Consider the following 19,606-nt stretch of genomic DNA (forward strand, 5'->3'; position numbering starts at 1 on the left):
TCAGCCCCCCTGGTGGGCAGGCTGGCCAGAACTACAGTCAGGGAGGAAGCGTCCGCCTAGAAACGCGCACGCGACGGCTCGACGTGCTAGAGAGTGAGGACGGGCGCGGCCTCCCCCTGAGCTGCGCACGTTGACCTTCATGGCGGACAGACCTCGCATCGTCGGGATTGACCTGGGCACCACCAACACCCTGGTGGCGTCCGTGCGCAACCGCATCCCGAAGATCGTCCCCACGGATCGCGGCAACCTCATCCTGCCCTCCGTGGTCGCGCTGTCCGCCAAGAACGACCTGCTGGTCGGCGGCGTCGCCAAGGACCAGATGGTGACGAACCCCAAGAACACGCTCTGGGGCACCAAGCGGCTCATCGGCCGCAAGTACCACTCGAAGGCGGTGGAGGACCTCAAGGGGTACTTCCCCTACGACATCGTCGAGGACGCCAACGGGGACGCCGCCGTCACCCTGGGCGGCAAGCTCTACACGCTGCCGCAGATCTCCAGCTTCGTGCTGTCGCAGTTGAAGACGATCGCGGAGCAGTTCCTGGGCGGCCCCATCGACGCGGCCGTCATCTCCGTCCCCGCCTACTACAACGACAACCAGCGCAACGCCGTCAAGGAGGCCGGGCGGCTGGCCGGCTTCGACGTCAAGCGCATCGTCAACGAGCCCACCGCCGCGGCGCTGGCCTACGGCTTCAACCGGGGCCTGGATCAGAAGGTCCTCGTCTATGACCTGGGCGGCGGCACCTTCGACGTCAGCGTGCTGCACCTGGCCGGCAACGTCTTCGAGGTGCTGGCCACGGGCGGCGACTCCTTCCTGGGCGGCGCGGACTTCGACAACCGCATCATGGAGTACGTGCTGGAGCGCTTCCGCGACGAGACCAAGGTCGACCTGACCGAGAGCCCCATCGCCCTCCAGCGCATCAAGAACGCCGCCGAGGCCGCGAAGATCGACCTGACGCTGATCCCCAACGTCGTCATCGACCTGCCCTACATCGAGGAGCGCAAGGGCAAGCCGCTGGATCTGCGCATCCCGCTGACCCGCGACTACCTCAACAACCTCACCGGCGACCTGGTGGACCGCACCTTCGACATCTGCGACCGCGTGCTCGCGGAGAAGGGCATCAGCCGCTCGGAGATCGACGAGATCATCCTGGTGGGCGGCCAGAGCCGCATGCCGCTGGTGCAGCAGAAGATCCAGGCCCACTTCGGCAAGGCCCCGCGCAAGGGCGTGCACCCGGACGAGTGCGTGGCCCTGGGCGCCGCGCTGCTGGGCGACTCGCTGGGCAGCATCGACGCGGTGACGCTGCTGGACGCGCTGTCCATGCCCATCGGCTACGCGCTGCCCAACGGCCGCGTGAAGCGCATCATCGAGAAGAACTCGCTGATCCCCATGGTGAAGAGCTTCCGCCTGCCGCCTCCGGCGCAGCAGGGGGCGCAGTTCATCGAGCTGGACATCTACCAGGGTGACAGCGACCTGATGGTGGACAACGAGTACCTGGGCACCGTCCGCGTGCCGGCCGCCGCGGCGGGCCGGAAGATCGACTTCCGCCTCACCGAGGAGTGTCTCCTCCAGGTGCAGGTGGAGGACGCGAGCGGCATGTCGCGCAAGGTGGATCTGGCCACCCGCGACACGCCCGAGCAGTTGAAGAAGGCCCTGCAGGAAGTCGCCTCGCGCAACACGCAGGCTGCTCCGTCGAGCAGCAGCGGGCCGAGCGACGACCGCGGCCTCTTCTCCAGCATCAAGAGCATCTTCCGTAGGGGGTAGGGAGGCGCGATGCCGAAGTTTCCGTCGAAGGAATGGCTGGACGAGGCCGTCCGGCTCACCAATGCAGACCCGGAGTGCGCCATCGCCGGCAAGGGCTGGAAGGGCGACTTCGGGGCCATCATCGAGGCGGAGCAGGGCAAGCTGGACAAGCCCTTCGTCGTCCACGTGGAGCCCGGGGACCGCGACATCAAGCGGGCCCGCGTGCTGGCGGATCCGGACGACCTGGAGGAGCTGGAGCCGGTGTACCTGGCCCGCGCCCCGTACTCCGTCTGGAAGCAGCTCCTGCTGGGCACGCTGGACCCGGTGGAGGCGGTGCTCAAGCGCCGCATCTCCATGCGCGGGGACCTGCAGCCGCTCATCGAGCGCATGCGCTACAAGGGCATCGCCGACCGCGTCTTCGCCGCGCTGAAGACCGAGTTCCCCGACGGCCCCTGAGGGGCCAGAGGACCGCCACCATGGGCATCCGGGACGACTTGAAGAAGCAGGCGCTGGGGCTCTCCAGCATGGCCATGGAGAAGCTCATGGCCGACGAGAAGCGCGCCCTGGCCGTGGCCCAGGCCATTGGCCGCGTCCAGCGCGGGAAGCAGGCCCTGGACCGCGGACAGGAAGAGGTCATGAAGGCCCTGCACTTCGCGCCGAAGGGGGACTTCAAGGCCGTGGGGAAGCAGCTCGCGGGCCTCAAGCGCCGCCTGCGCGAGCTGGACGAAAAGCTGGAGGCGCTCGCGGAAGAGTCCTCGTAGAAAAGGCGTTGACACCCACGGCGGCGAATGGCATTTACCGCCGCGTTCGTTGCGCAGCGGTCGCGCGGCGGGCGGCGGAAGACAGCAGGGCGCGTAGCTCAGCGGTAGAGCACTGCCTTCACACGGCAGGGGTCGCAGGTTCGAAACCTGCCGCGCCCACTCAAGAAAGGCCGTGAGTCCCCAGGGGCTCACGGCCTTTCGCTTTTCCAGCTCCCGACACGCCGTTGCTCGCCGGGCGGAGACGCCCGTTGGCTGCCGCACGCGGCCGGGCCGCAGTGTCGGGTTCCGGCGCAATCGGCGGGGGCGGGGCGTGGCCGGCGATCCACGGACTGTGCGACCTTCACGGCCGTGCCCAGGACATTGCGATTCACGTGGGATCAGCAGGGACGGGCGGTCGTGAGTGGCCTGCCGCCCGACGACGTGCTGGCGGACTACCTCGCCCAGGAGCTGCGGCCGGATGCGAACCGGGCGCAGGGGATGCTGCGCGTGCTGGCGGCGCTGCGGCAGGGGCGGCGGGAGCGGTGGGACGTCACCGGGGAGACCTGGAGCCTGGAGCTCAACCGGGCCCGGGCCTCCATCCACAGCGAGGTGGCCATCCCCGGCCGCTCCCAGGATCTGCCCCTGGAGGAGTTCGAGGACGCCATCCGCTCCTGGCTGGAGTTCATGGAGCTGTCGCGGGCCCACTGAAAAAGAGGCCCGAGCCCCCATGCGCTTCGGGGGCCCGGGCCCGGAGCCCCACACCCCATGGGACCCACAGCCGGAGAAGGTTTGGTTCCGCGGGAGCGTCAGCTCTTCGCGGGCGCCGGGGTGTTCGGCGCGTTGTCACGGTTGGGCGTGTGCGGCGGCGTGTTCTTCGCCTTCACCAGCGAGGCCACGATGCTGGCGCCCAGCACCAGCGCGATGACGCCCAGGGAGATGGCCGGCGACAGGTGCACCACGTCCACCAGCGCCATCTTCGCGCCCACGAAGACGAGCACGCCGGACAGGCCGACCTTCAGGTAGGTGAACTTCTCCATCGCGCCGGCCATCAGGAAGAAGAGCGAGCGCAGGCCCAGGATGGCGAAGATGTTCGACGTGAAGACGATGAACGGGTCGCGCGTCACCGCGAAGATGGCGGGGATGGAGTCCAGCGCGAAGAGCACGTCGGACGCCTCCACCAGCATCAGCGCCATGAGCAGCGGCGTCGCCAGCTTCCGGCCGTTCTCCACCGTGAGGAAGTGCTGCCCGTCGAAGTGCGGCGTGGAGGGAATCACGCGGCGGGCGGTGCGCATCAGCCAGCCGTCCTCCGGGTGATCCTCATGGTTGCGCTGGATGAAGAGCTTCACGCCCGTGAGGATGAGGAAGGCGCCGAAGACGTAGATGAGCCAGTGGAAGCGCTCCAGCATCGCCACGCCCGCGAAGATCATCGCCGCGCGCAGCACCAGCGCGCTCAGGATGCCCCAGAAGAGGACCCGGTGCTGGTAGATGGCCGGGACCTTCATCGTGGAGAAGATGACGACGAAGACGAAGATGTTGTCGACGGAGAGCGACTTCTCGATGAGGTAGCCGGTGAGGAACTCCATCCCCGGCCCGGCGCCGTAGCGCCACCACAGGAAGCCGTTGAACGTCAGCGCCAGGCTCACCCACACCGCGCTCCAGGCCCCTGCCTCCTTGAAGCTCACGGTGTGCGCCTTGCGGTGGAACACACCGAGGTCCAGCGCGAGCATCGCGAAGACGAACGCGATGAAGCCGCCCCACAAGAAGGGGCTGCCGATGGTTTGGAAGGATTCCAAGGAGTTCACCTGGGGAAGGCACGGGGAGCCAACCCCTCTCAAATAGGAGCGCCGCGTATCTTCGGCAAATAGAGAATCCGGGCGCGATACTTCGGGAAAACGGAGGTATCACCCGGGAGCAGGCGTGCCGCCGGGGTAGGGGAGGCGGCCGGCCGGGGGCCATGGCGGCCCTTGTCGCCAGGGGAAGTGTTCAATTCCGCCGTGGTTTGCAAGGACCCCGGCTGGAGAACGCTTTCACCGGGCCGTTGAGACCAGCCGAGCGCCCGAACCTCCCATGGCACGTGAGCCTGGAGGCTGGGGCGTGGGTGACAGGCCGCCGGCGATGGCGTCGCGGCCGCTGCCCGTCTCGAGGGCCCCCCGTGCACGGAAACCCCCTGCCTGATGCGGAACCGATTTGTCTTCACGTCCAGCGCGCTGCTGCTGGCGCTCCATGCCTTTGGCTGCGGCGCGAGCCCCGGCGGCGACACGACGGACCCGAGCGGCGAGGTAAGCACTCCCGCGCCCAGCCCCGCCCCGGGCACCCCGGCCACCCCTGAGCTCCCGGCCACGCCGGCCCCCGAGCCGGAGACCCCGCCGGAGCCGCTCCCGTCGGAGACGGAGCCCCCTCCGGACCCCTCCACGCCCGAGCCCACGCCCACCGCTCCGCCGGAGGTCACCCCGGCTCCCGCTCCGTCCGGGGTGGACGGCTTCGGCGTGACGATGCTGTACCCCTCGCTGCCGGGCGGCGAGTCCTGGGCGCTCGCGGAGAACGCCACCGCGGACAAGCGCTTCGACCCGCAGGGCACCATCACCCGCAACGCGGACGGCTCCTGGAAGATGAAGAGCACGAAGGTGCGCATGAGCGCCTTCCCGTCCTCCGGCTACAGCGCCAATCAGATCGCCACGTATGACCGCGACGTGCTGGCGAGCCGCGGCTACATGCAGGCGCCGAACGACTGGAAGAACATCGAGATGACCGGCTTCGTGAAGGTCAACGCGGTGAACAACAACCAGGACAACTTCGCCTGGTACGCGCGCGGCGGGAAGCACAACGACAAGAACTCCGGCTGCGAGGGCAGCAGCTACAAGGGTGGCCTGCACTACGACGGCCGCGTGCGCTGGGAGAAGGAGACCTGGCACGTGTCCTACGACCAGGCGCCGTACAAGTCCGCCACCTCCGCGCTGAAGGGCCGCTGGGTGGGCTTCAAGGCCGTCATGCGCAACGTGCCGGGGGCCAAGGGCGGCGAGGCGGTGAAGCTGGAGCTGTACCTCAACGACAACGCCGACAAGGTGACGTGGAAGAAGGTCTACGACATGACCGACGACGGCGGCTGGGGCGGTGACGCCCAGCACTGCGGCGGGGCCGTAGGCGCCATGCCGATCACCTGGGGCGGGCCCATCGCCACGTTCCGCTGGGACAGCGCCACGGACGTGGACTTCAAGTGGATGAGCGTCCGGGAGATCCAGCCCTAGGCGGGCCGCACGCCGCATGTCCTGAAGTCGTCAGGGGAGGGGGCCTCGTGGAGGCTCCCTCCCTTTTTTGTTCGCGGCCGGACGCGACGTGCGTGGGCTTTCCGACAGGAGGGGCGCGCCGGGGTGCCGCTGGAAAGAGACGCCCTAGCTTCGCAGCCTAGCTGACGCCGGGGCCATGGGCCCGCGCGCACACAGCCACTCCAGGGCGCGGTCCTCCCGGCCGCGTCCTCCACACGAGGGACGACGTTCATGCGGATCACCTTCCTGGGTCATGCGGGCTTCGCGGTGGAGACCGCTGGAGCGCTCGTCGTCATGGATCCGTGGCTGACGCCGCAGGGGGCCTTCGACTCCGCGTGGATGCAACTGCCGCGCAACCACCACCTGGCGCCCCGCGTGAAGGAGCTCCTGGAGACGCCGGGCAAGGAGCGCTTCCTCTACATCAGCCACGAGCACAAGGATCACTTCGACCCGGAGTTCCTGGCCACCATCGCGAAGCGGGACTTCACGGTGCTGGTGCCGAAGTTCCGCCGCTCGGAGCTGCGGGACATCTTCGAGAAGTACGGCTGCAAGCGCGTCATCGCGTGCGAGGACTCGCGCGAGATCCCCATCAAGGGCGGCTACATCAAGCTCTTCGTGTCCGAGCAGGGCACCAACCGCGACTCCAGCGTGATGGTGCGCGGTGACGGGCAGTGCTTCCTCAACATCAACGACTGCAAGATGCACGATCGGCTGGTGCGCGTCATCGCGGAGGAGGGGCCCATCGACGTCTTCTCCGCCCAGTTCTCCGGCGCCATCTGGCATCCCACCTGCTACGAGTACCCGCAGGAGACGTACTCGGCCATCAGCCTGAAGAAGCGCGACAGCAAGTTCGAGGCGGTGGCGCGCGCGCTGGAAGTGGTGCAGCCCCGCGCGTACATCGCGGCGGCGGGCCCCGCGGCCTTCCTGGACCCGGCCCTCTTCAGTCTGAACTTCCAGGACGTGAGCATCTTCCCGCGCGCGCCGGTGCTCTTCTCCTACCTGGAGAAGCGCATGCCCACGTTGCCCACGCGCTACCTGGAGCCCATGCCCGGGGACGTGCTGGACGCGGGCTCGCTGGAGTTCGTGTCCCAGGTGCCGGAGCGCGTGACGACGGAGAACTTCAAGGAATACCTCCACACGTACGCGAAGGACATGGCCTACGTCTTCCGCGAGCGCCGCCGCAACCTGATGCGCGAGGAGGTGGACGAAATCCACGGCCGCCTGCGCACGGAGCTGCAGCGCAAGCTGGACCTGCTGGATCTGCACGACCGCGTGGGCATGCCGTTCTACGTGGAGCTGACGGAGGCGCCCACGCGGCTGCTGCGCGTGGACTTCAAGGCCCGCCGCGTGGATGAAGTGACGGAGATGCGCGACAAGAGCCGCTACGCGATGAAGGTGAGCGCGAGCGACATCGTGCGCGTGTTGGACCGGAAGCTGAACTGGGAGGACTTCCTGCTGTCCTTCCGCCTGCGCCTGTCCCGCACCCCGGACGTCTACGAGCCCGTGCTGCACGGCTTCCTGGGCGTGGAGGTGGAGGACATCCGCGAGTTCTGCGACGGCATCCGCGCCACGGAGGCCCAGAAGGATCGCACCGTGGTGGAGGCCGGCGGCAAGCGCTTCACCATCCAGCGCTTCTGCCCGCACCAGGGCGCGGACCTGGCGGAGGGCTGGGTGGAGGAGGGCCGCTACGTGGTGTGCCCGCGCCACCGCTGGCAGTTCGACCTGCAGAACGGCGGCGCGTGCAAGTCGAACAACTCCACGCTCTGCGCGGAGCCCGTCGCGGACAAGCCGGAGAAGGTGGAGCGCGGCGGCGACAAGGCCCCGGCGGAGAAGGTGCCCGTCGAACCGCCGCGCGTCTGATGCGTCTTCAGCTTCCCCGGTAGGTGGAGAAGCCGAAGGGGCTCAAGAGCAGCGGGACGTGGTAGTGCTCGTCGGTCGCGGTCACTTCGAACACGACCTGCACGTACGGGTAGAAGCCCCGCTGCCCCCGGGCCTGGAACCAGGCCCCGGTGTCGAAGGTGAGGCGGTACACGCCGGGCTCGAGCTTCGTGTTCGCGCCCGACAGGTCCTTCACCCGTCCGTCCGCGTTGGTGACGCCCCGGGACAGCTCCCGGAAGTCTTCGCCCGAGCGGGCCTCCAGCGTGAGGGAGAGCCCCTCCGCCGGGCGGCCCGTGCTCGTGTCCAGGACATGCGTGCTGAGGGTGCTCATGACGCGAGGAGCTTCTCCAGTCGGATGCGGGTGATCTTCGCCTGCTCCCCGGCCGCGATGCGCAGCTCCGCGTCCGGGGTGTTGTGCATGCGGTCCTGGAGCAGCTCCAGCATCTGCGCCGCGCTCTTGCCCGTGGCGCAGACGAGGAAGATGAAGCCGTAGCGGGACTCGTAGTCCCGGTTGCCCTGGGCCAGCGCCTGCAACACGCCTTCGTCCGCGCCGGCCACGCCCTTCTGCTCCTGGGACGACCACTGCGCGGTGGAGGCGAACTTCTCCCGCAGCTTCGACACGTCGCCGATGCGCGGGTGGTGCGTGAAGGCCTCCTTCCAGTCCTCCGGCCCCGTGCGCGCCCAGGCGTCCGCGGCCTCCGCGTACAGGTGCTCCGCGTCCCGGAACGGGCGGACGGCCAGCATCCGCTGGACCCACTTCGTGCTGCCGCAGCAGCGGGTGAAGGCCTCGGTGGCCTCCTGCGTGGTGGCGGTGTTCAGGCGCTCCAGCGGCGTCGTCACGCCGGCTCCCCGAAGAGGCGCAGCCGGCTGACGCCGCCGTCCGGGAAGATGTTGAGGCGCACGTGGGTGATGGGGCCCACGTCCTTCAGCTCCTTCTCGAAGACGTGGCAGTGGTCCGCCTGGAGCTTGGACTGGGGCAGCAGCTCCTTCCACTGGAGGTGCGTCGCGTTGGCGAAGTCCAGCAGCGGCTCCTCCAGGTGGATGCCCTCCAGCGAGCAGCGGTCCGGGAAGTTGCCCTTGAAGAAGTGGGTGTCCACCTCCGCGCGGCGCAGCGTGCCCGCGGTGGCCAGCTTCACGACGATCCAGTCGTAGCCCGGCACGCGCTTGCGGCGCGTCTCCCAGCCCTCGCCCATGTTCGCCGCGCGGCCCGGGAAGATGAGGTTGTCCTTGGTGCCGAAGAACTGATCGTTGCACGTGACGACGGAGCCGCCGTTGGCCGCCGCCGCCAGGTCCACCAGCCCGGCCTTCTTGAGCGCGTGCCAGTCCGGCAGCACCTGCCCGTGCACGCGCAGGCGCGCGACGCCGCCGTCCGGGTAGATGTTGAGGCGGACGTGCGTGAAGCGCCGCTCGTTGGCCACCGCGAAGAGGTTGCGCGAGCCGCCGCGCAGGCGCTGCTTGGGGACCAGCTCCGTCCAGCGCGACACGTCCTCCGCCAGCGACTCGGGTGACGGGTCCCCGTCCACCTCGCACGCGTCCAGGGAGGCGTACTCGGGGAAGTTGCCGAGGAAGTGGTTCGTGTCCACGTCGATGCCGTGGATGGCGCCGGGCAGGCCCAGCTTCACGATGCACCAGTCGTAGCCGGGCACGCGCTTGCGGCGCGTCTCCCAGCCGTCCATCCACTTGCCGCGCTCCGTGTACTTGTCCGCGATGAACACGCCGCGCCCGGGCTCCAGCATCGACTCCTTGGGCGCGAAGAACTCGTCGTTGGCCAGCAGGGCCTTGCCGCCCACCTTGCGTGCGGCGAGGTCAATCAGGTCGGCGAAGGCGACGTGCATCGCCCCGGGTGCTTCGGCTTGCATCGGTGTCCTCTCCCGGACCGCCGGGGCTCATCCGCGCGGCAGCCACTGGCCGATGCGCGGGCCCGTCAGTCCCTCGGTGGCGTCGAAGATACGCTGGCCGCGCAGGTATGTCCTCATCACCCGGCCCTCCAGCTCGCGGCCCGCGTAGGGCGTCAGCCGGTGCCGGTGGCGGATGTCCTCCGGGGCCACCTTGAAGCGCGCCTCCGGGGCGAAGACGACGAAGTCCGCGTCCAGCCCCGGCCGGATGGCTCCTTTGCGCCCCGACAATCCGGCCAGCTTCGCGGTGCGGTGCGCCATGCGCTCCACCAGCGCGTCCAGGCCCAGGCCGTGGGCGCGCATGCCCGTCCACACCGCGGACACGCTGAGCTGCAGGCCAGCGATGCCGCCCCACGCGCCGGAGAAGTCCCCGGCCTCCAGCTTCTTGAGCGCGGGCGTGCAGGGCGAGTGGTCCGACACCACCAGGTCGATGAGGCCGCTCTTCACCGCGTCCCACAGCCGCTCGCGGTTGGCCGCCTCGCGGATGGGCGGCGCGCACTTGAAGTGGGTGGCACCCGCCTCAATCTCCTCCGCGCTGAAGGTGAGGTAGTGCGGGCACGTCTCCACCGTGAAGGGCAGCCCTTCCGCCTTCGCCTTCGCGATGTCGTCCAGCGCGTCCGCGGCGGACAGGTGGACGATGTGCACGGGGCCGCGGTGCTCGCGGCACAGGTCGATCATCATCCGGATGGCGTCCACCTCCCACGCGGCCGGGCGCGACGCGAGGTAGCTGGCGTACGCGCGCACGTCGCCCGCGAAGGGCGGATCGTGGTCCGTCAGCTCCGCGTGGACCAGCAGCGGCACGCCCGCCTTCGCGAGGATGGGCATGGCCGCGTCCAGCACCTCGCGCGTGGCGGCGGGGAACTCGTCCACGCCCGAGTGCACGAGGAAGCACTTGAAGCCCGGCGCGCCCGCGTCGACCATCGCCTGGAGCTCGTGCGCGTTGCCGGGGATGACGCCGCCCCACAGGCCGTAGTCGATGGCGCACTGGCCGGACGCGGCCTCCGCCTTGGTGCGCAGCGCGGCCAGGGACGTGGTCGCGGGGATGGAGTTGAGCGGCATGTCCACCACGGTGGTGATGCCGCCCGCCGCCGCCGCCGCCGTCGCCGTGGCGAAGCCCTCCCAGTCCGTGCGGCCGGGCTCGTTGATGTGCGCGTGGCTGTCCACGATGCCGGGCAGGAGCGCGTCCCGGCCCAGCTCCACCACCCGCGCGTCCTTGGGCACGTCCACCGTCGCGTGGACGCCTTCGATGCGCCCGTCGCGCACCACCACCGCCGCGGCGCGCGTGCCCTCGGGCGTCACCACGCGCTCACTTCGAAACACCGTCACACCCGAAGCACTCACGTCTCGAACTCCGTCGTCGCGTAATCCGCGAGCGCGCGGAAGTGGCGCTCGCTGTCTTCCAGGTAGAGCTGCCTGGTGATGCCGCCCACCAGGCGGGGCAGGCTGTACTTCATGCCGGAGATGCTGGCGCCGCCGAAGCCCAGCGAGAGCAGGCACCCGAAGGTGTAGTTGAACACGCCGCCCAGCCACGGCGCGGCGCCGGGCTGCTTCTCCTGGAACTCGAAGGAGGGGCCCAGGTACGGGTGGCGCAGCAGGTCCGCGTGCCGTTCGTTCTCCGGCGGCGTGAAGCGGTCCTTCCACAGCGCGATGTGCGGGTGCAGCTCCGCCAGCTCCGGCCGCAGCGACAGGTCCGTGGTGAAGCCGGACGCGATGATGAGGAAGTCGAAGGTGTGCGTGGCGTGCGGCGTGCGCACCACGGCCTGCCCGTCCTGTGCCTTCACCTCCACCCAGGGGCTCTCCGCGTGCAGGTGGAAGTGCGGGTGGCGGCGGGCGCGCTCGAAGGTGTCGCGCGGGGGCAACTGGCCCATGTCGATGATCTGCCGGATGAAGCGCCAGCGCTGCGCGTCCGGCAGGTCGCCGTGGTGGCGCAGGAAGCCGGCGAACTCCGCCCAGCGGTAGGGGTTCACGTTGGGCAGCTTCTTGCGGCGGTAGAACAGGTCCACCTGGCCCGCGCCCGTCTCCAGCGCCACGGAGGCGTTGTCGAACGCGGAGGCCCCCGCGCCCAGCACGCCCACGCGCTTGCCCTTCAGCGCCTCGAAGTCGATGGGGTCATGCGTGTGCGCCCACAGGGAGCGCGGCAGCGGCCGCACCTCCGGCGGCGCCTCCCAGCGGCCGGAGCCGTCGATGCCGGTGGCCAGCACCACCTTGCGCGCGAGGAGGAACTCCGTCTCGCCGTTGTGCGCGGCGGGGACCTCGAAGCAGTCCAGGTCCTCGCGCCAGCGCAGCGCGCCCGCCTTGGTGCCGCACCTCACCGGGATGCCCAGCACGCGCCGGTACCAGAGCAGGTAGTCCGCCCACAGCTCCTTCGGGATGAGGGCCACCTGCTGGAAGCCCTCCGCGCCGTGCTGCGCCTCGTACCAGGCGCGGAAGGAGAGGTGGGGGATGTTGTAGTCCGGACCGGTGAGGTACTTGGGCGTGCGCAGGGTGATCATCCGCGCGAACGTCTTCCAGGGCCCGTGGAAGCCGTCCTTCCCGTCGTCCAGCACGAGCACGTTCGTCACCCGCTCGCGCATCAGCCCGAACGCGGCGCCCAGCCCGCTCTGGCCACCGCCCACGATGAGCACGTCCAGGATGGGACGTCCGTCCGGCGTGGAGCGCGGCGGCACCCAGCCGCGGGCGGGGTACGACAGGATGTCCAGGTCGCGGCGGAGGGCGTCTTCCAACGCCTCCAGACCTTGCGGTGGACGATACGTCGAAGCCAGCGGGTCGCGGTCGGGCATCGTCCCTCAAGCAACCCACGCCCGGAGGGTCCCATGCAAGGGGGGGCCCCCAGGCATTCGCCCCGTCGTGCCGGTTCCGGACGGCCGCTCAGAGGTGCGAGGTGGGGCCGGCTGCCTGGGGCACGAGCAGCTCGAAGCGCACGCGAGCGTTGTCCGTGCGCATCCCGACGGGGCCTTCCAGCCCGAGCGCGTCGGCGGGCAGCAACCCCTCCCAGACGCGCTGGCCGTCCGCGTACACGGTCAGCACGTTCGCGTCGATGCGGGCGCGCAGCACATGGGACTCGCCGGGGGACAGCCGCTCCAGCGGCTCCATGAAGCGCGGCCGCACGGTGGTGTAGCCGGAGTTGCCGCACTCGCCGCTCTCGTGAGCGTCCGGGTTGGACTTGAACTGGACCACGATGCCCGCGGAGGGGGCGATGCGCCACATGGCGTAGATGAGGTTGCAGCCGTCCCGCGCGCGCAGCTTGAGGCCCACCTGCTCGCGGTGCTGGCCCGACGCCAGCGGGACCACCTCGTCGGTGGCGCCCAGCCACGTGAAGCGCAGCTCCACGTCGTCCCCCGTCGTCTCCGGGACGACCGCGCGCTGGCGCGGCCCGTCGATGGCGAAGTGCGTCCCGTCCTGCTGCTCCTCCTCTTGGAGGTTCACGACCTGGCCTTGGGTGACGTGCAACCGCTGCCGCGTGACGGGGACCAGGCCGTCCTTCGTGGGCGGCGGATCCGCGCGGAGCGCGCGCGCGCTGGAGGACGGTGCGGATTCCATGGGCTTCCTCGCGCCGCTGCACGCGCCGTGGCTCAGGAGCAGGGAGCCCGCCCAGAGCATCAGGATGCCTGACGTCCCGAGCGCCACCCACCGCGGTTGCCGTGCGTCGCTCATGGGGCTGCTTCTCCCAGGAGCGTGCGGAGGGTCTCCAGGTGCGCGCCCAGGTAGGCCTGCTCCGCCTGGAGCCGGGCCAGCTCCAGCAGCAGGTAGTCCCGGAAGCGGCGCACCTGCCGCGTCTGCAGTTGCTCCACCTCGCGCAACTGGCCTTGCAGGTCGGACACCAGCGCGGACACCTCACCCAGCCGTTGCCGCTCGCTCTGCTCGGTGATGCGCAGCTCGCCCAGGAGCTGACGCACCCGCCGGGGCGCCCCGTCCACCGCGTCGCGCGACTCCAGGCGGCGGCCCTCGCGGGCCTGGGTGTTGGCCCGGCCCTGCCACAGGTTGCCCAGGTTGTAGCCCAGCGTGAGCTGACCGAAGAGGGGCGTGGACTGGTCCACGTCGAAGACCTCGTCGTAGCCGCCGCGCACGCTCAGCCGCCACGCGCCCGCGGTGCGCAGGCCGCCGGACAGGACCTCGACCTGATCATCCGCGGACTCGAAGGCGCTGAGCAGCATGCCCAGGGTCTGCCCTTCCGGGAGCGCGGGTTCGAGCGCCAGCCGTTCACGGGCCTGGGCGGTGTCGCGCGCGAGCGAGCGCAGGTGGTCCAACCGCACCTGCACCGCGTTGAGCTCCTCCAGCGTGGCGCCGCCGTCGCGCAGGTCGTCGCGCAGTTGGGCCACCAGCTCCTCCGCGCGGGGCAGGGAGGTGGCCAGCGCCCGGGCGCGTGCGTCCAGGGCCGCGGCCTCGCCCAACCGCGAGCCCTGCTCCACGGCGCTCTGGAGCGCGGCGAGCGCCTGGTAGCGACGGCACTCGGCCTCCGCGCGCGAGCGCCGCGTGTGCCCCCGGTAGAGGCCCACGAAGTCGTAGCCCACCCCCGCGGTGACGCGCAGCTTGGGCGCGCCCAGGGGCGTTTCGTCCGAGCCTCCCACCGCGTCGCCCGCGTTCACCGCGCCCACGCTGGCGAACACCTCCGGCGCCAGCTCCAGCGCGGCCTCCGCCTTCGCGGTGCCGCGCACGCGTTCGCAGTAGCCCTTCGCGAGGTCGCCCTTGGCCCGCACCGTCCCCGCCTCCTCCGCCGGGGCCATCCCCGCCCACAACCCGAGCCCCAGCAGGGCTCCCCTCGCGAGGCTCGTCCGCATCCTCCGCTTCCTTTCCGATTCCACGACGGGCCTCACAGCATCAATGGGGGATGGCCCAGGTGAAGCAGCGGCTCGCGCGCGCTCGGCGCGTCCCGAAGCTGGAGCTCCACCATCACGCCCCGCAAGTGGTACTGGCGGATGGGGTGCTGCTGGGAGACCTCGCCCTCCAGCACGGGCCCTACGACGCCCACCTCGCGGCACCAGAAGATCTTGAGCGCGCAGGTGTAGAGCGGGGTGCCGGCCCGGGCGTTGGGCAGGTTCTCGTAGGGCACGAAGGCCACGGTGAGGTTCTGCTCCAGCGCCTTCAGGTACGGCGAGCTGTGCACCACCTGGAGCAGGTGGTCGAAGCGGCGGATGCGGTCGTCCAGCGCGCGCACGTCCTCCTCCAGGCTCTTGCGCTGCGCGTCCGCCCGGGCCAGCGCTAGCACCGACTGCGTGTACTCCCGCTCCAGGAGCAGCGTGTCCTTCGTCAGGCCGTCGGCGGCGGCGTCGCGGCCCAGGCCGTTCTCCGCGGCGGTGAGCCCCTGGCTCTCACGCCGGAGCGTGTCCAGGCGCATGTCCAGGTCCACCGTCTCCTGCGCCAGGGACAGGTTGCTCTGCGCCATCTGCGCCAGGTGGTGGTTGGTGGTGAGCACGTCCTCGCGCTCCATCAGCTTCGCGCCATAGAGCGCCGTCGTCCGCGTGCGGGCCAGGCCGCTGAACGCGCGGTTGGACTCGGCGATCTCCGCGCCCGTGCGCAGGTACTCCTGGCGCAGCGCGGACAGCCGCTTCGCCAGCCGGTCGCGGGCGCGCTTCTCGCCCTGGAGCGCCACGACGAAGCGCTGCTGGAAGGAGCGCTCCGCGGACGCGGTCCGCTCCGCCTCCAGCAGCCGGTCCGCCGCCTCGCGCCGCCGGGCCATCAGGCCGTCCCGCTCCGACTCCTGCTGCGCCGCCTGCGCGTTGAGCGCCAGCACGTTGGGGTCGGTGGGCGACAGGATGGTGGGCGCCGCCCAACTGTTGCTCGCCAGGAAGAAGCCCTGCACCGCGAGGAACGACATCAGGCCCAGGAGGATCAGCGCCAGCAGCACCGACCCCATGAACTTGTAGGCGGAGACGGCGATGGAGTTGAGCCGGTTGGCGACCTGCTGGTTCATGACGGGGTTCCCTCGCCTGCGGAGTTGGACGTGAGCTTCGCGGGGGCGGGAATGGGGGAGGGCGCCGGCGCCGGCGCGGGCGTGGGACTGCCGCGCGTCTCCCAGCTCCCGGAGTCGAGCGTCAAGAGCGCCAGCGGCGTGAAGAGCGCGTACGTCACCGGCATGAGCAGCGCCATGGGCAGGAAGCTCACGGGATGCACGCGCCGGTCCTCCGGCAGGTGGCGCGTCTCCAGCCGGTAGATGAAGCCCAGCAGGCCAATCACCAGGAAGTGGAACGCGAGGATGTCCCAGAACTCGCCGTTGAGCATGTTGTGGACGATGACCACCGGGTACGCGAGCAGCAGCGCCAACTGCGACACGTAGTGCACGGTGATGACCGGGTGCAGCCGCCACGCGTGCGACAGGCCGCAGATGAGGTCCACCAGGTTGGAGCGCCGCCAGCGCAGTTGCTGGCTGAAGTAGCCCGCGAGCGTGGAGGGCGCGGCGGTGAAGCAGAACGCGTCCAGCGTGTAGACCGTCTCGTAGTCGTGCTTGACGATCTGCCGCGTGAGGAAGCGGTCCTCGCCGTACTTGATGGGGATGCCCGCGATGGCGCGCGACTCCAGGATGGGCTCCAGCTCCAGCAGCACGGAGCGGCGGTACGCCGTCAGGCAGCCGGACAGGCACATCACCTGGCGGAACGAGCGCTCCAGGTCCTTCAGCCACTTCTGGGCGAAGTGGAACTTGATTTCAATCATCCGCGTCAGCCAGTTCTGGTGGCGGTTGATGACGAAGGTGCGCCCGCCCACCGCGGCCACGTTGGGGTGCACGAAGCGGCGGATGAGCTGGCGCACGGCGCTCTTCTCCACCACCACGTCCGAGTCCACGGAGACGATGATCTCCGCGTCCTCCGCGGCGCGGACGCCCCGGTTGATGCCCTTGCGCTTGCCCATGTTCTCCGGGTTGCGCATCACCCGGACGTTGGGGTGGCCCTCCGCGGCCCTGGTGGCCCACGCGACGCTGTCGTCGCGCGAGCAGTCATCCACGACGATGATCTCGGTGAGCTCGCGGGGATAGTCCTGCTCCAGCAGCGCCTTGACCGTGTGGTAGATGCCCTCGCCTTCGTTGAAGAGCGGAACGACGATGGCGACCTTCGGGCGGTAGGTGTCGTCGACCCGTTCGAACCGCTGCCCCTTCAGCCGCCGCAGGAAGGGGCCGAGGATGTAGCGGTTCATCAAGACGACGATGAACAGCAAATGGATGGGAAACAGTTCCATCGGTCCCGCGCGCCCCCTCACGCCCCGGAAGGGCCCCGGGAACCTCCCGGAGCCCTTCCTTCCGTCCCCAGACGGCCGCTCCACCCCTGTGAAGCGCCCGGAAGGTTGGGGTGCTTCGTCCGTCCCGCCAACTGTCCGGGACCGGTGGGCCGGCCGGTGTCAGGGAACGCGCATCCGCGCTGCGCGGACCCCTACTCGCCTTCCAGCGTGACGAAGACGCGGGTGGTGGAGGGCCCGTCATCCTCCGCGCACTGCTGGACGTAGTCGGCGTCAAAAGTCACACCGACCCGGGACTCCGCGGTCTCGCGCCCGCCGGTGCCCTCGGCGATGTGGAGCCGGATGGAGCATGCGAACCTCCCCTCTTGAGGGGGGATGAGCAGGGAGCAGGAGCCCGCGTTCAGGGCGAAGGTGGACGCGCCCGTCATCGTCGCGGTCAGGTCGCAGTCGAAGGGCGCAAGGGAGACGCGCAGGCCGTCCCGCGAGCCCACCTCGGAGGTCAGCTCGAGCGTGGGCCGCGCGGGGAGCAGCGGCTCGAGCATCCGGGCGCTGTGCGTCGTCATCACGACGGGGTGGGAGCCCGTCACGCTGGCGCGCGTGTCCTGGAGTTGCTGGAGGGGCGCTTCGTCCTCCTCTCCGCCGCACGCGGCGCAGACGAGGGAGAGGGAGGCGGACGTCAGGGCGAGGAGGCGGCGCATGGGTGAAACCCTTTCGAGAGGGCGCTGGCCGCGGGGCGACGTGCCCGCCCGCCCGAAATTCAAACAGGCGCGCTTTTCTGGGGCAGCGCCCGCGCCAGCTCCAGGTCGCGCTTCAGCTCCGCTTCCCGTTCCTGGCGCTGGGCGGGGGAGGTGAACGCGATGGCGGCCAGTGACTCGGTCGCGGCGGCGGCGATGCGGTCCACGCCGTCCCGGGAGATGACGCCCGCGTGGAACGCGTCCACCGCCGCGCCCACGTACGTGTCGAAGAAGAACACCTGCTTCGCGCGCCAGGCGTCCCGCTGCTCCCGAGGCGTCGCCACCACGTCGTGGATGAACACGGCGCGCACCGCCTGGGGCAGGGACTCCAGCATGCGGGCGCCGAACTCCACGTCGCCCTGGCCGCTGTCGCCCACGAAGACGAAGCCGTACTCGGGGAAGAGGCGCGCGTACTGTTCGAAGTTCTCGAACTTCTTCTGCGCGATGCGCGTGTTGCCCACCAGGTAGAAGAAGCTGCCGGAGAGCATCACCGCCAGCGGCACGCCGCGCCTGCTCAGCGAGTCCAGCGTCGCGTTCTCGATGAGGCCCAGCGGATCCTGCGGGCGCGCGCTCACGAAGACGAGGTCGCCCGCGCGGCCCGGGATGATGCCGGGCCCCCGGTCCAGCTCCTGGTAGAACGCGAGCACGCCCGGGTACACCGTCTTCGGCGGGTAGCGCTTGTCCACCCAGTTGGCGAAGAACGTGTCGTCGATGTCGCTCAGCACCTTGTTCTCGCCGCTGGGGACGGCGTCCGCCTCGCGCTGGAAGTGGGCGAGCAGCTCCGCGCGCACCGCCACGTCGTCCACGTCGTCGAAGACGAGCTTGTGCAGGTCGTGGTACTCGCCGCCCGCCTCCAGCAGGTTCTTGAAGCCGGTCAGCTCACGGCCCTTCAGCCCCAGGAACAGGTCGCGCAGCCGCGCTTCCGCCTGTGCGGGCGTGGCGCCCTTCTGGAGCGCCGTGGCCAGCGACGCGCGCACCGGCAGGGACAGCTCCGCCGCCCGGCGCGTGCACAGCAGGTCCAGGAGCGCCGTGTGATGGTCCGGGCCCACGATGCGGTCATCCAGGTCCGACAAGAGGCGCACCAGGTCCACGTTGGACAGGAGGAAGTTCAGCTCCTCGCGGGTGGCGCCCTCCAGCAGGTCGAGGATGCGGCGCTCGTCGTGCCGGTCCGTGTGGCCCGTCATGTCCCGGCGCAGCGCCTGGAGCTTCGTCGTCGCGGTGGTCAGGTCCATGCGTGTCCCTCCCCCTGGGCTGGGGGCCGTGAAGCCTACGCGCCCGCCGAGCGGCCGGACCACCCCCCGTGACAGGCGCGGCGGTTCCTGATTGCCTGCGCGACATGACGGTGTCCCCCTCCTCCACGCCCCTCGACCTGCGCCCCGACGAGGTCCACGTGTGGATCGTCGAGCCCGAGCGCATCGACGACCCGCGCCTCCTGGAGGCCTACAAGGCCCTGCTGGATCCCGGCGAGCGCGAGCGGCAGCGGCGCTTCCACTTCGAGCGGCACCAGCGGCAGTACCTGGTGTCCCACGCGCTGGTGCGGCTGACGCTGTCGCGCTACGCGCCCGTGGCGCCGGAGGCCTGGCGCTTCGTCCCCAACGAGTACGGCCGCCCCGCCATCGTCGGCCCCGAGGGCCAGTGGCTGCGCTTCAACCTGAGCCACACGGACGGCATGGCGCTGGTCGCGGTGGGCCGGGACGTGGACCTGGGCGCGGACATCGAGGACGCGGAGCGGCCGGGCGAGACGGTGGAGATCGCCGACCACTACTTCGCGAAGACGGAGGTGCAGGCCCTGCGCGCGCTGCCACCGGAGCGTCAGCGCGCGCGCTTCTTCGAGTACTGGACCCTGAAGGAGGCCTACATCAAGGCGCGCGGCGCGGGCCTGTCCCTGCCGTTGGATCAGTTCGCCTTCGACCTGGTGCCGGAGGGGATGCCCCGCATCGCCTTCGACCCGAGGATGAACGACCTGCCGGACGTGTGGCAGTTCATGCAGCACAAGCCGTCCGCCCGTCACCAGGCGGCGGTGGCCTTCCGCAGGCCCCGGGGTGGGGCGCTCACGGTGCGCTGGCAGCACACCGTGCCGCTGTCCGGGGACATGGCCCCGGTCATCAAGACGGCCTAGTACCCCGGCACAGAGGTTTTGACCGGTTGATATAGGCCCTGCCTATCGCAAGATGGGTAGGGCCTCCGGCCG

The 19,606-nt window shown here is 70.2% G+C and carries 19 protein-coding genes and 1 tRNA gene; 8 read left to right on the top strand and 12 right to left on the bottom strand.

Going from position 1 to position 19,606, the window contains the following annotated elements; translation table 11 throughout:
* Positions 1 to 139 precede the first annotated feature (139 nt).
* The 5 genes from K8612_RS33360 (at position 140) to K8612_RS33380 (ending at position 3,189) form a co-directional block, all read left to right on the top strand.
* Complete coding sequence (locus tag K8612_RS33360; RefSeq protein ID WP_223738038.1) at positions 140 to 1,762, top strand: Hsp70 family protein; 1,623 nt, start codon at positions 140 to 142, stop codon at positions 1,760 to 1,762.
* 9 nt (positions 1,763 to 1,771) lie between these two features.
* Entirely contained in the window at positions 1,772 to 2,197 is a 426-nt protein-coding gene (locus K8612_RS33365) for a hypothetical protein (RefSeq protein ID WP_223738039.1), read from the top strand.
* 20 nt (positions 2,198 to 2,217) lie between these two features.
* A complete protein-coding gene (locus tag K8612_RS33370; protein WP_223765198.1) occupies positions 2,218 to 2,502 on the top strand; it encodes a hypothetical protein in 285 nt (94 codons plus the stop codon).
* Between the two features lie 87 nt (positions 2,503 to 2,589).
* Positions 2,590 to 2,661, top strand: a tRNA-Val gene (locus K8612_RS33375).
* A gap of 237 nt (positions 2,662 to 2,898) precedes the next feature.
* Positions 2,899 to 3,189 carry a hypothetical protein gene (locus K8612_RS33380; RefSeq protein WP_223738040.1) on the top strand — a complete coding sequence of 97 codons (291 nt, stop codon included), beginning with the start codon at positions 2,899 to 2,901 and terminating at the stop codon, positions 3,187 to 3,189.
* Between the two features lie 98 nt (positions 3,190 to 3,287).
* Here K8612_RS33380 and K8612_RS33385 read toward each other — a convergent pair whose 3' ends face one another.
* Positions 3,288 to 4,274 carry a TerC family protein gene (locus tag K8612_RS33385; protein ID WP_223738041.1) on the bottom strand — a complete coding sequence of 329 codons (987 nt, stop codon included), beginning with the start codon at positions 4,272 to 4,274 and terminating at the stop codon, positions 3,288 to 3,290.
* Between the two features lie 381 nt (positions 4,275 to 4,655).
* Here K8612_RS33385 and K8612_RS33390 point away from each other — a divergent pair, with 381 nt between their 5' ends.
* The gene (locus tag K8612_RS33390) at positions 4,656 to 5,726 is read left to right on the top strand and encodes a carbohydrate-binding protein (protein WP_223765199.1); all 1,071 of its coding nucleotides are present in this window, start codon (positions 4,656 to 4,658) and stop codon (positions 5,724 to 5,726) included.
* Positions 5,727 to 5,975: 249 nt separating this feature from the next.
* On the top strand, positions 5,976 to 7,604 hold the full coding sequence (locus tag K8612_RS33395; RefSeq protein WP_223765200.1) for a Rieske 2Fe-2S domain-containing protein: 1,629 nt from the start codon (positions 5,976 to 5,978) through the stop codon (positions 7,602 to 7,604).
* A 7-nt stretch (positions 7,605 to 7,611) separates the two neighbouring features.
* On the opposite strand, the gene uraH is transcribed toward K8612_RS33395, so the two are convergent.
* The 11 genes from uraH to K8612_RS33450 form a co-directional block, all read right to left on the bottom strand.
* On the bottom strand, positions 7,612 to 7,953 hold the full coding sequence (gene uraH / locus K8612_RS33400) for a hydroxyisourate hydrolase (protein ID WP_223765201.1): 342 nt from the start codon (positions 7,951 to 7,953) through the stop codon (positions 7,612 to 7,614).
* A complete protein-coding gene (uraD, locus tag K8612_RS33405; protein ID WP_223738045.1) occupies positions 7,950 to 8,462 on the bottom strand; it encodes a 2-oxo-4-hydroxy-4-carboxy-5-ureidoimidazoline decarboxylase in 513 nt (170 codons plus the stop codon). The genes uraH and uraD overlap by 4 nt, the downstream gene beginning before the upstream one ends.
* Positions 8,459 to 9,481 (bottom strand): allantoicase, encoded by a 1,023-nt coding sequence (gene alc, locus K8612_RS33410; RefSeq protein WP_223765202.1) that lies wholly within the window; start codon positions 9,479 to 9,481, stop codon positions 8,459 to 8,461. The genes uraD and alc overlap by 4 nt, the downstream gene beginning before the upstream one ends.
* A gap of 27 nt (positions 9,482 to 9,508) precedes the next feature.
* Positions 9,509 to 10,858: an allantoinase AllB gene (gene allB / locus K8612_RS33415; protein WP_223765203.1), complete on the bottom strand. Its 1,350-nt coding sequence runs from the start codon at positions 10,856 to 10,858 to the stop codon at positions 9,509 to 9,511.
* Complete coding sequence (locus K8612_RS33420) at positions 10,855 to 12,240, bottom strand: NAD(P)/FAD-dependent oxidoreductase (RefSeq protein WP_306799771.1); 1,386 nt, start codon at positions 12,238 to 12,240, stop codon at positions 10,855 to 10,857. The genes allB and K8612_RS33420 overlap by 4 nt, the downstream gene beginning before the upstream one ends.
* A gap of 145 nt (positions 12,241 to 12,385) precedes the next feature.
* A complete protein-coding gene (locus K8612_RS33425) occupies positions 12,386 to 13,171 on the bottom strand; it encodes a hypothetical protein (protein WP_223765205.1) in 786 nt (261 codons plus the stop codon).
* Complete coding sequence (locus K8612_RS33430) at positions 13,168 to 14,295, bottom strand: hypothetical protein (protein WP_223765206.1); 1,128 nt, start codon at positions 14,293 to 14,295, stop codon at positions 13,168 to 13,170. The genes K8612_RS33425 and K8612_RS33430 overlap by 4 nt, the downstream gene beginning before the upstream one ends.
* Positions 14,296 to 14,327: 32 nt before the next feature.
* Entirely contained in the window at positions 14,328 to 15,428 is a 1,101-nt protein-coding gene (locus K8612_RS33435) for a hypothetical protein (protein ID WP_223765207.1), read from the bottom strand.
* Positions 15,425 to 16,684: a glycosyltransferase family 2 protein gene (locus K8612_RS33440; RefSeq protein WP_223765208.1), complete on the bottom strand. Its 1,260-nt coding sequence runs from the start codon at positions 16,682 to 16,684 to the stop codon at positions 15,425 to 15,427. The genes K8612_RS33435 and K8612_RS33440 overlap by 4 nt, the downstream gene beginning before the upstream one ends.
* Before the next feature lie 191 nt (positions 16,685 to 16,875).
* A complete protein-coding gene (locus tag K8612_RS33445; RefSeq protein WP_223765209.1) occupies positions 16,876 to 17,379 on the bottom strand; it encodes a hypothetical protein in 504 nt (167 codons plus the stop codon).
* Positions 17,380 to 17,438: 59 nt separating this feature from the next.
* Positions 17,439 to 18,647 (bottom strand): phosphatase domain-containing protein, encoded by a 1,209-nt coding sequence (locus K8612_RS33450; protein WP_223765210.1) that lies wholly within the window; start codon positions 18,645 to 18,647, stop codon positions 17,439 to 17,441.
* A 104-nt stretch (positions 18,648 to 18,751) separates the two neighbouring features.
* On the opposite strand from K8612_RS33450, the gene K8612_RS33455 reads away from it, so the two are divergent.
* Entirely contained in the window at positions 18,752 to 19,534 is a 783-nt protein-coding gene (locus K8612_RS33455) for a 4'-phosphopantetheinyl transferase superfamily protein (protein ID WP_223765211.1), read from the top strand.
* Positions 19,535 to 19,606: the final 72 nt, after the last annotated feature.

It is taken from the genome of Corallococcus sp. AS-1-6 (genome assembly GCF_020037015.1).
Taxonomy (GTDB): domain Bacteria; phylum Myxococcota; class Myxococcia; order Myxococcales; family Myxococcaceae; genus Corallococcus.

What these genes read in the sequence shown, in the direction of transcription:
- K8612_RS33365 (WP_223738039.1), top strand. Translation starts at nt 1,772, where the DNA reads ATGCCGAAGTTTCCGTCGAAGGAATGGCTGGACGAGGCCGTCCGGCTC.
- K8612_RS33455 (WP_223765211.1), top strand. Translation starts at nt 18,752, where the DNA reads ATGACGGTGTCCCCCTCCTCCACGCCCCTCGACCTGCGCCCCGACGAG.
- K8612_RS33395 (WP_223765200.1), top strand. Translation starts at nt 5,976, where the DNA reads ATGCGGATCACCTTCCTGGGTCATGCGGGCTTCGCGGTGGAGACCGCT.
- K8612_RS33425 (WP_223765205.1), bottom strand. Translation starts at nt 13,171, where the DNA reads ATGAGCGACGCACGGCAACCGCGGTGGGTGGCGCTCGGGACGTCAGGC.
- alc (WP_223765202.1), bottom strand. Translation starts at nt 9,481, where the DNA reads ATGCAAGCCGAAGCACCCGGGGCGATGCACGTCGCCTTCGCCGACCTG.
- K8612_RS33445 (WP_223765209.1), bottom strand. Translation starts at nt 17,379, where the DNA reads ATGCGCCGCCTCCTCGCCCTGACGTCCGCCTCCCTCTCCCTCGTCTGC.
- K8612_RS33450 (WP_223765210.1), bottom strand. Translation starts at nt 18,647, where the DNA reads ATGGACCTGACCACCGCGACGACGAAGCTCCAGGCGCTGCGCCGGGAC.
- K8612_RS33370 (WP_223765198.1), top strand. Translation starts at nt 2,218, where the DNA reads ATGGGCATCCGGGACGACTTGAAGAAGCAGGCGCTGGGGCTCTCCAGC.
- K8612_RS33390 (WP_223765199.1), top strand. Translation starts at nt 4,656, where the DNA reads ATGCGGAACCGATTTGTCTTCACGTCCAGCGCGCTGCTGCTGGCGCTC.
- K8612_RS33440 (WP_223765208.1), bottom strand. Translation starts at nt 16,684, where the DNA reads ATGGAACTGTTTCCCATCCATTTGCTGTTCATCGTCGTCTTGATGAAC.
- K8612_RS33435 (WP_223765207.1), bottom strand. Translation starts at nt 15,428, where the DNA reads ATGAACCAGCAGGTCGCCAACCGGCTCAACTCCATCGCCGTCTCCGCC.
- uraH (WP_223765201.1), bottom strand. Translation starts at nt 7,953, where the DNA reads ATGAGCACCCTCAGCACGCATGTCCTGGACACGAGCACGGGCCGCCCG.
- K8612_RS33360 (WP_223738038.1), top strand. Translation starts at nt 140, where the DNA reads ATGGCGGACAGACCTCGCATCGTCGGGATTGACCTGGGCACCACCAAC.
- K8612_RS33430 (WP_223765206.1), bottom strand. Translation starts at nt 14,295, where the DNA reads ATGCGGACGAGCCTCGCGAGGGGAGCCCTGCTGGGGCTCGGGTTGTGG.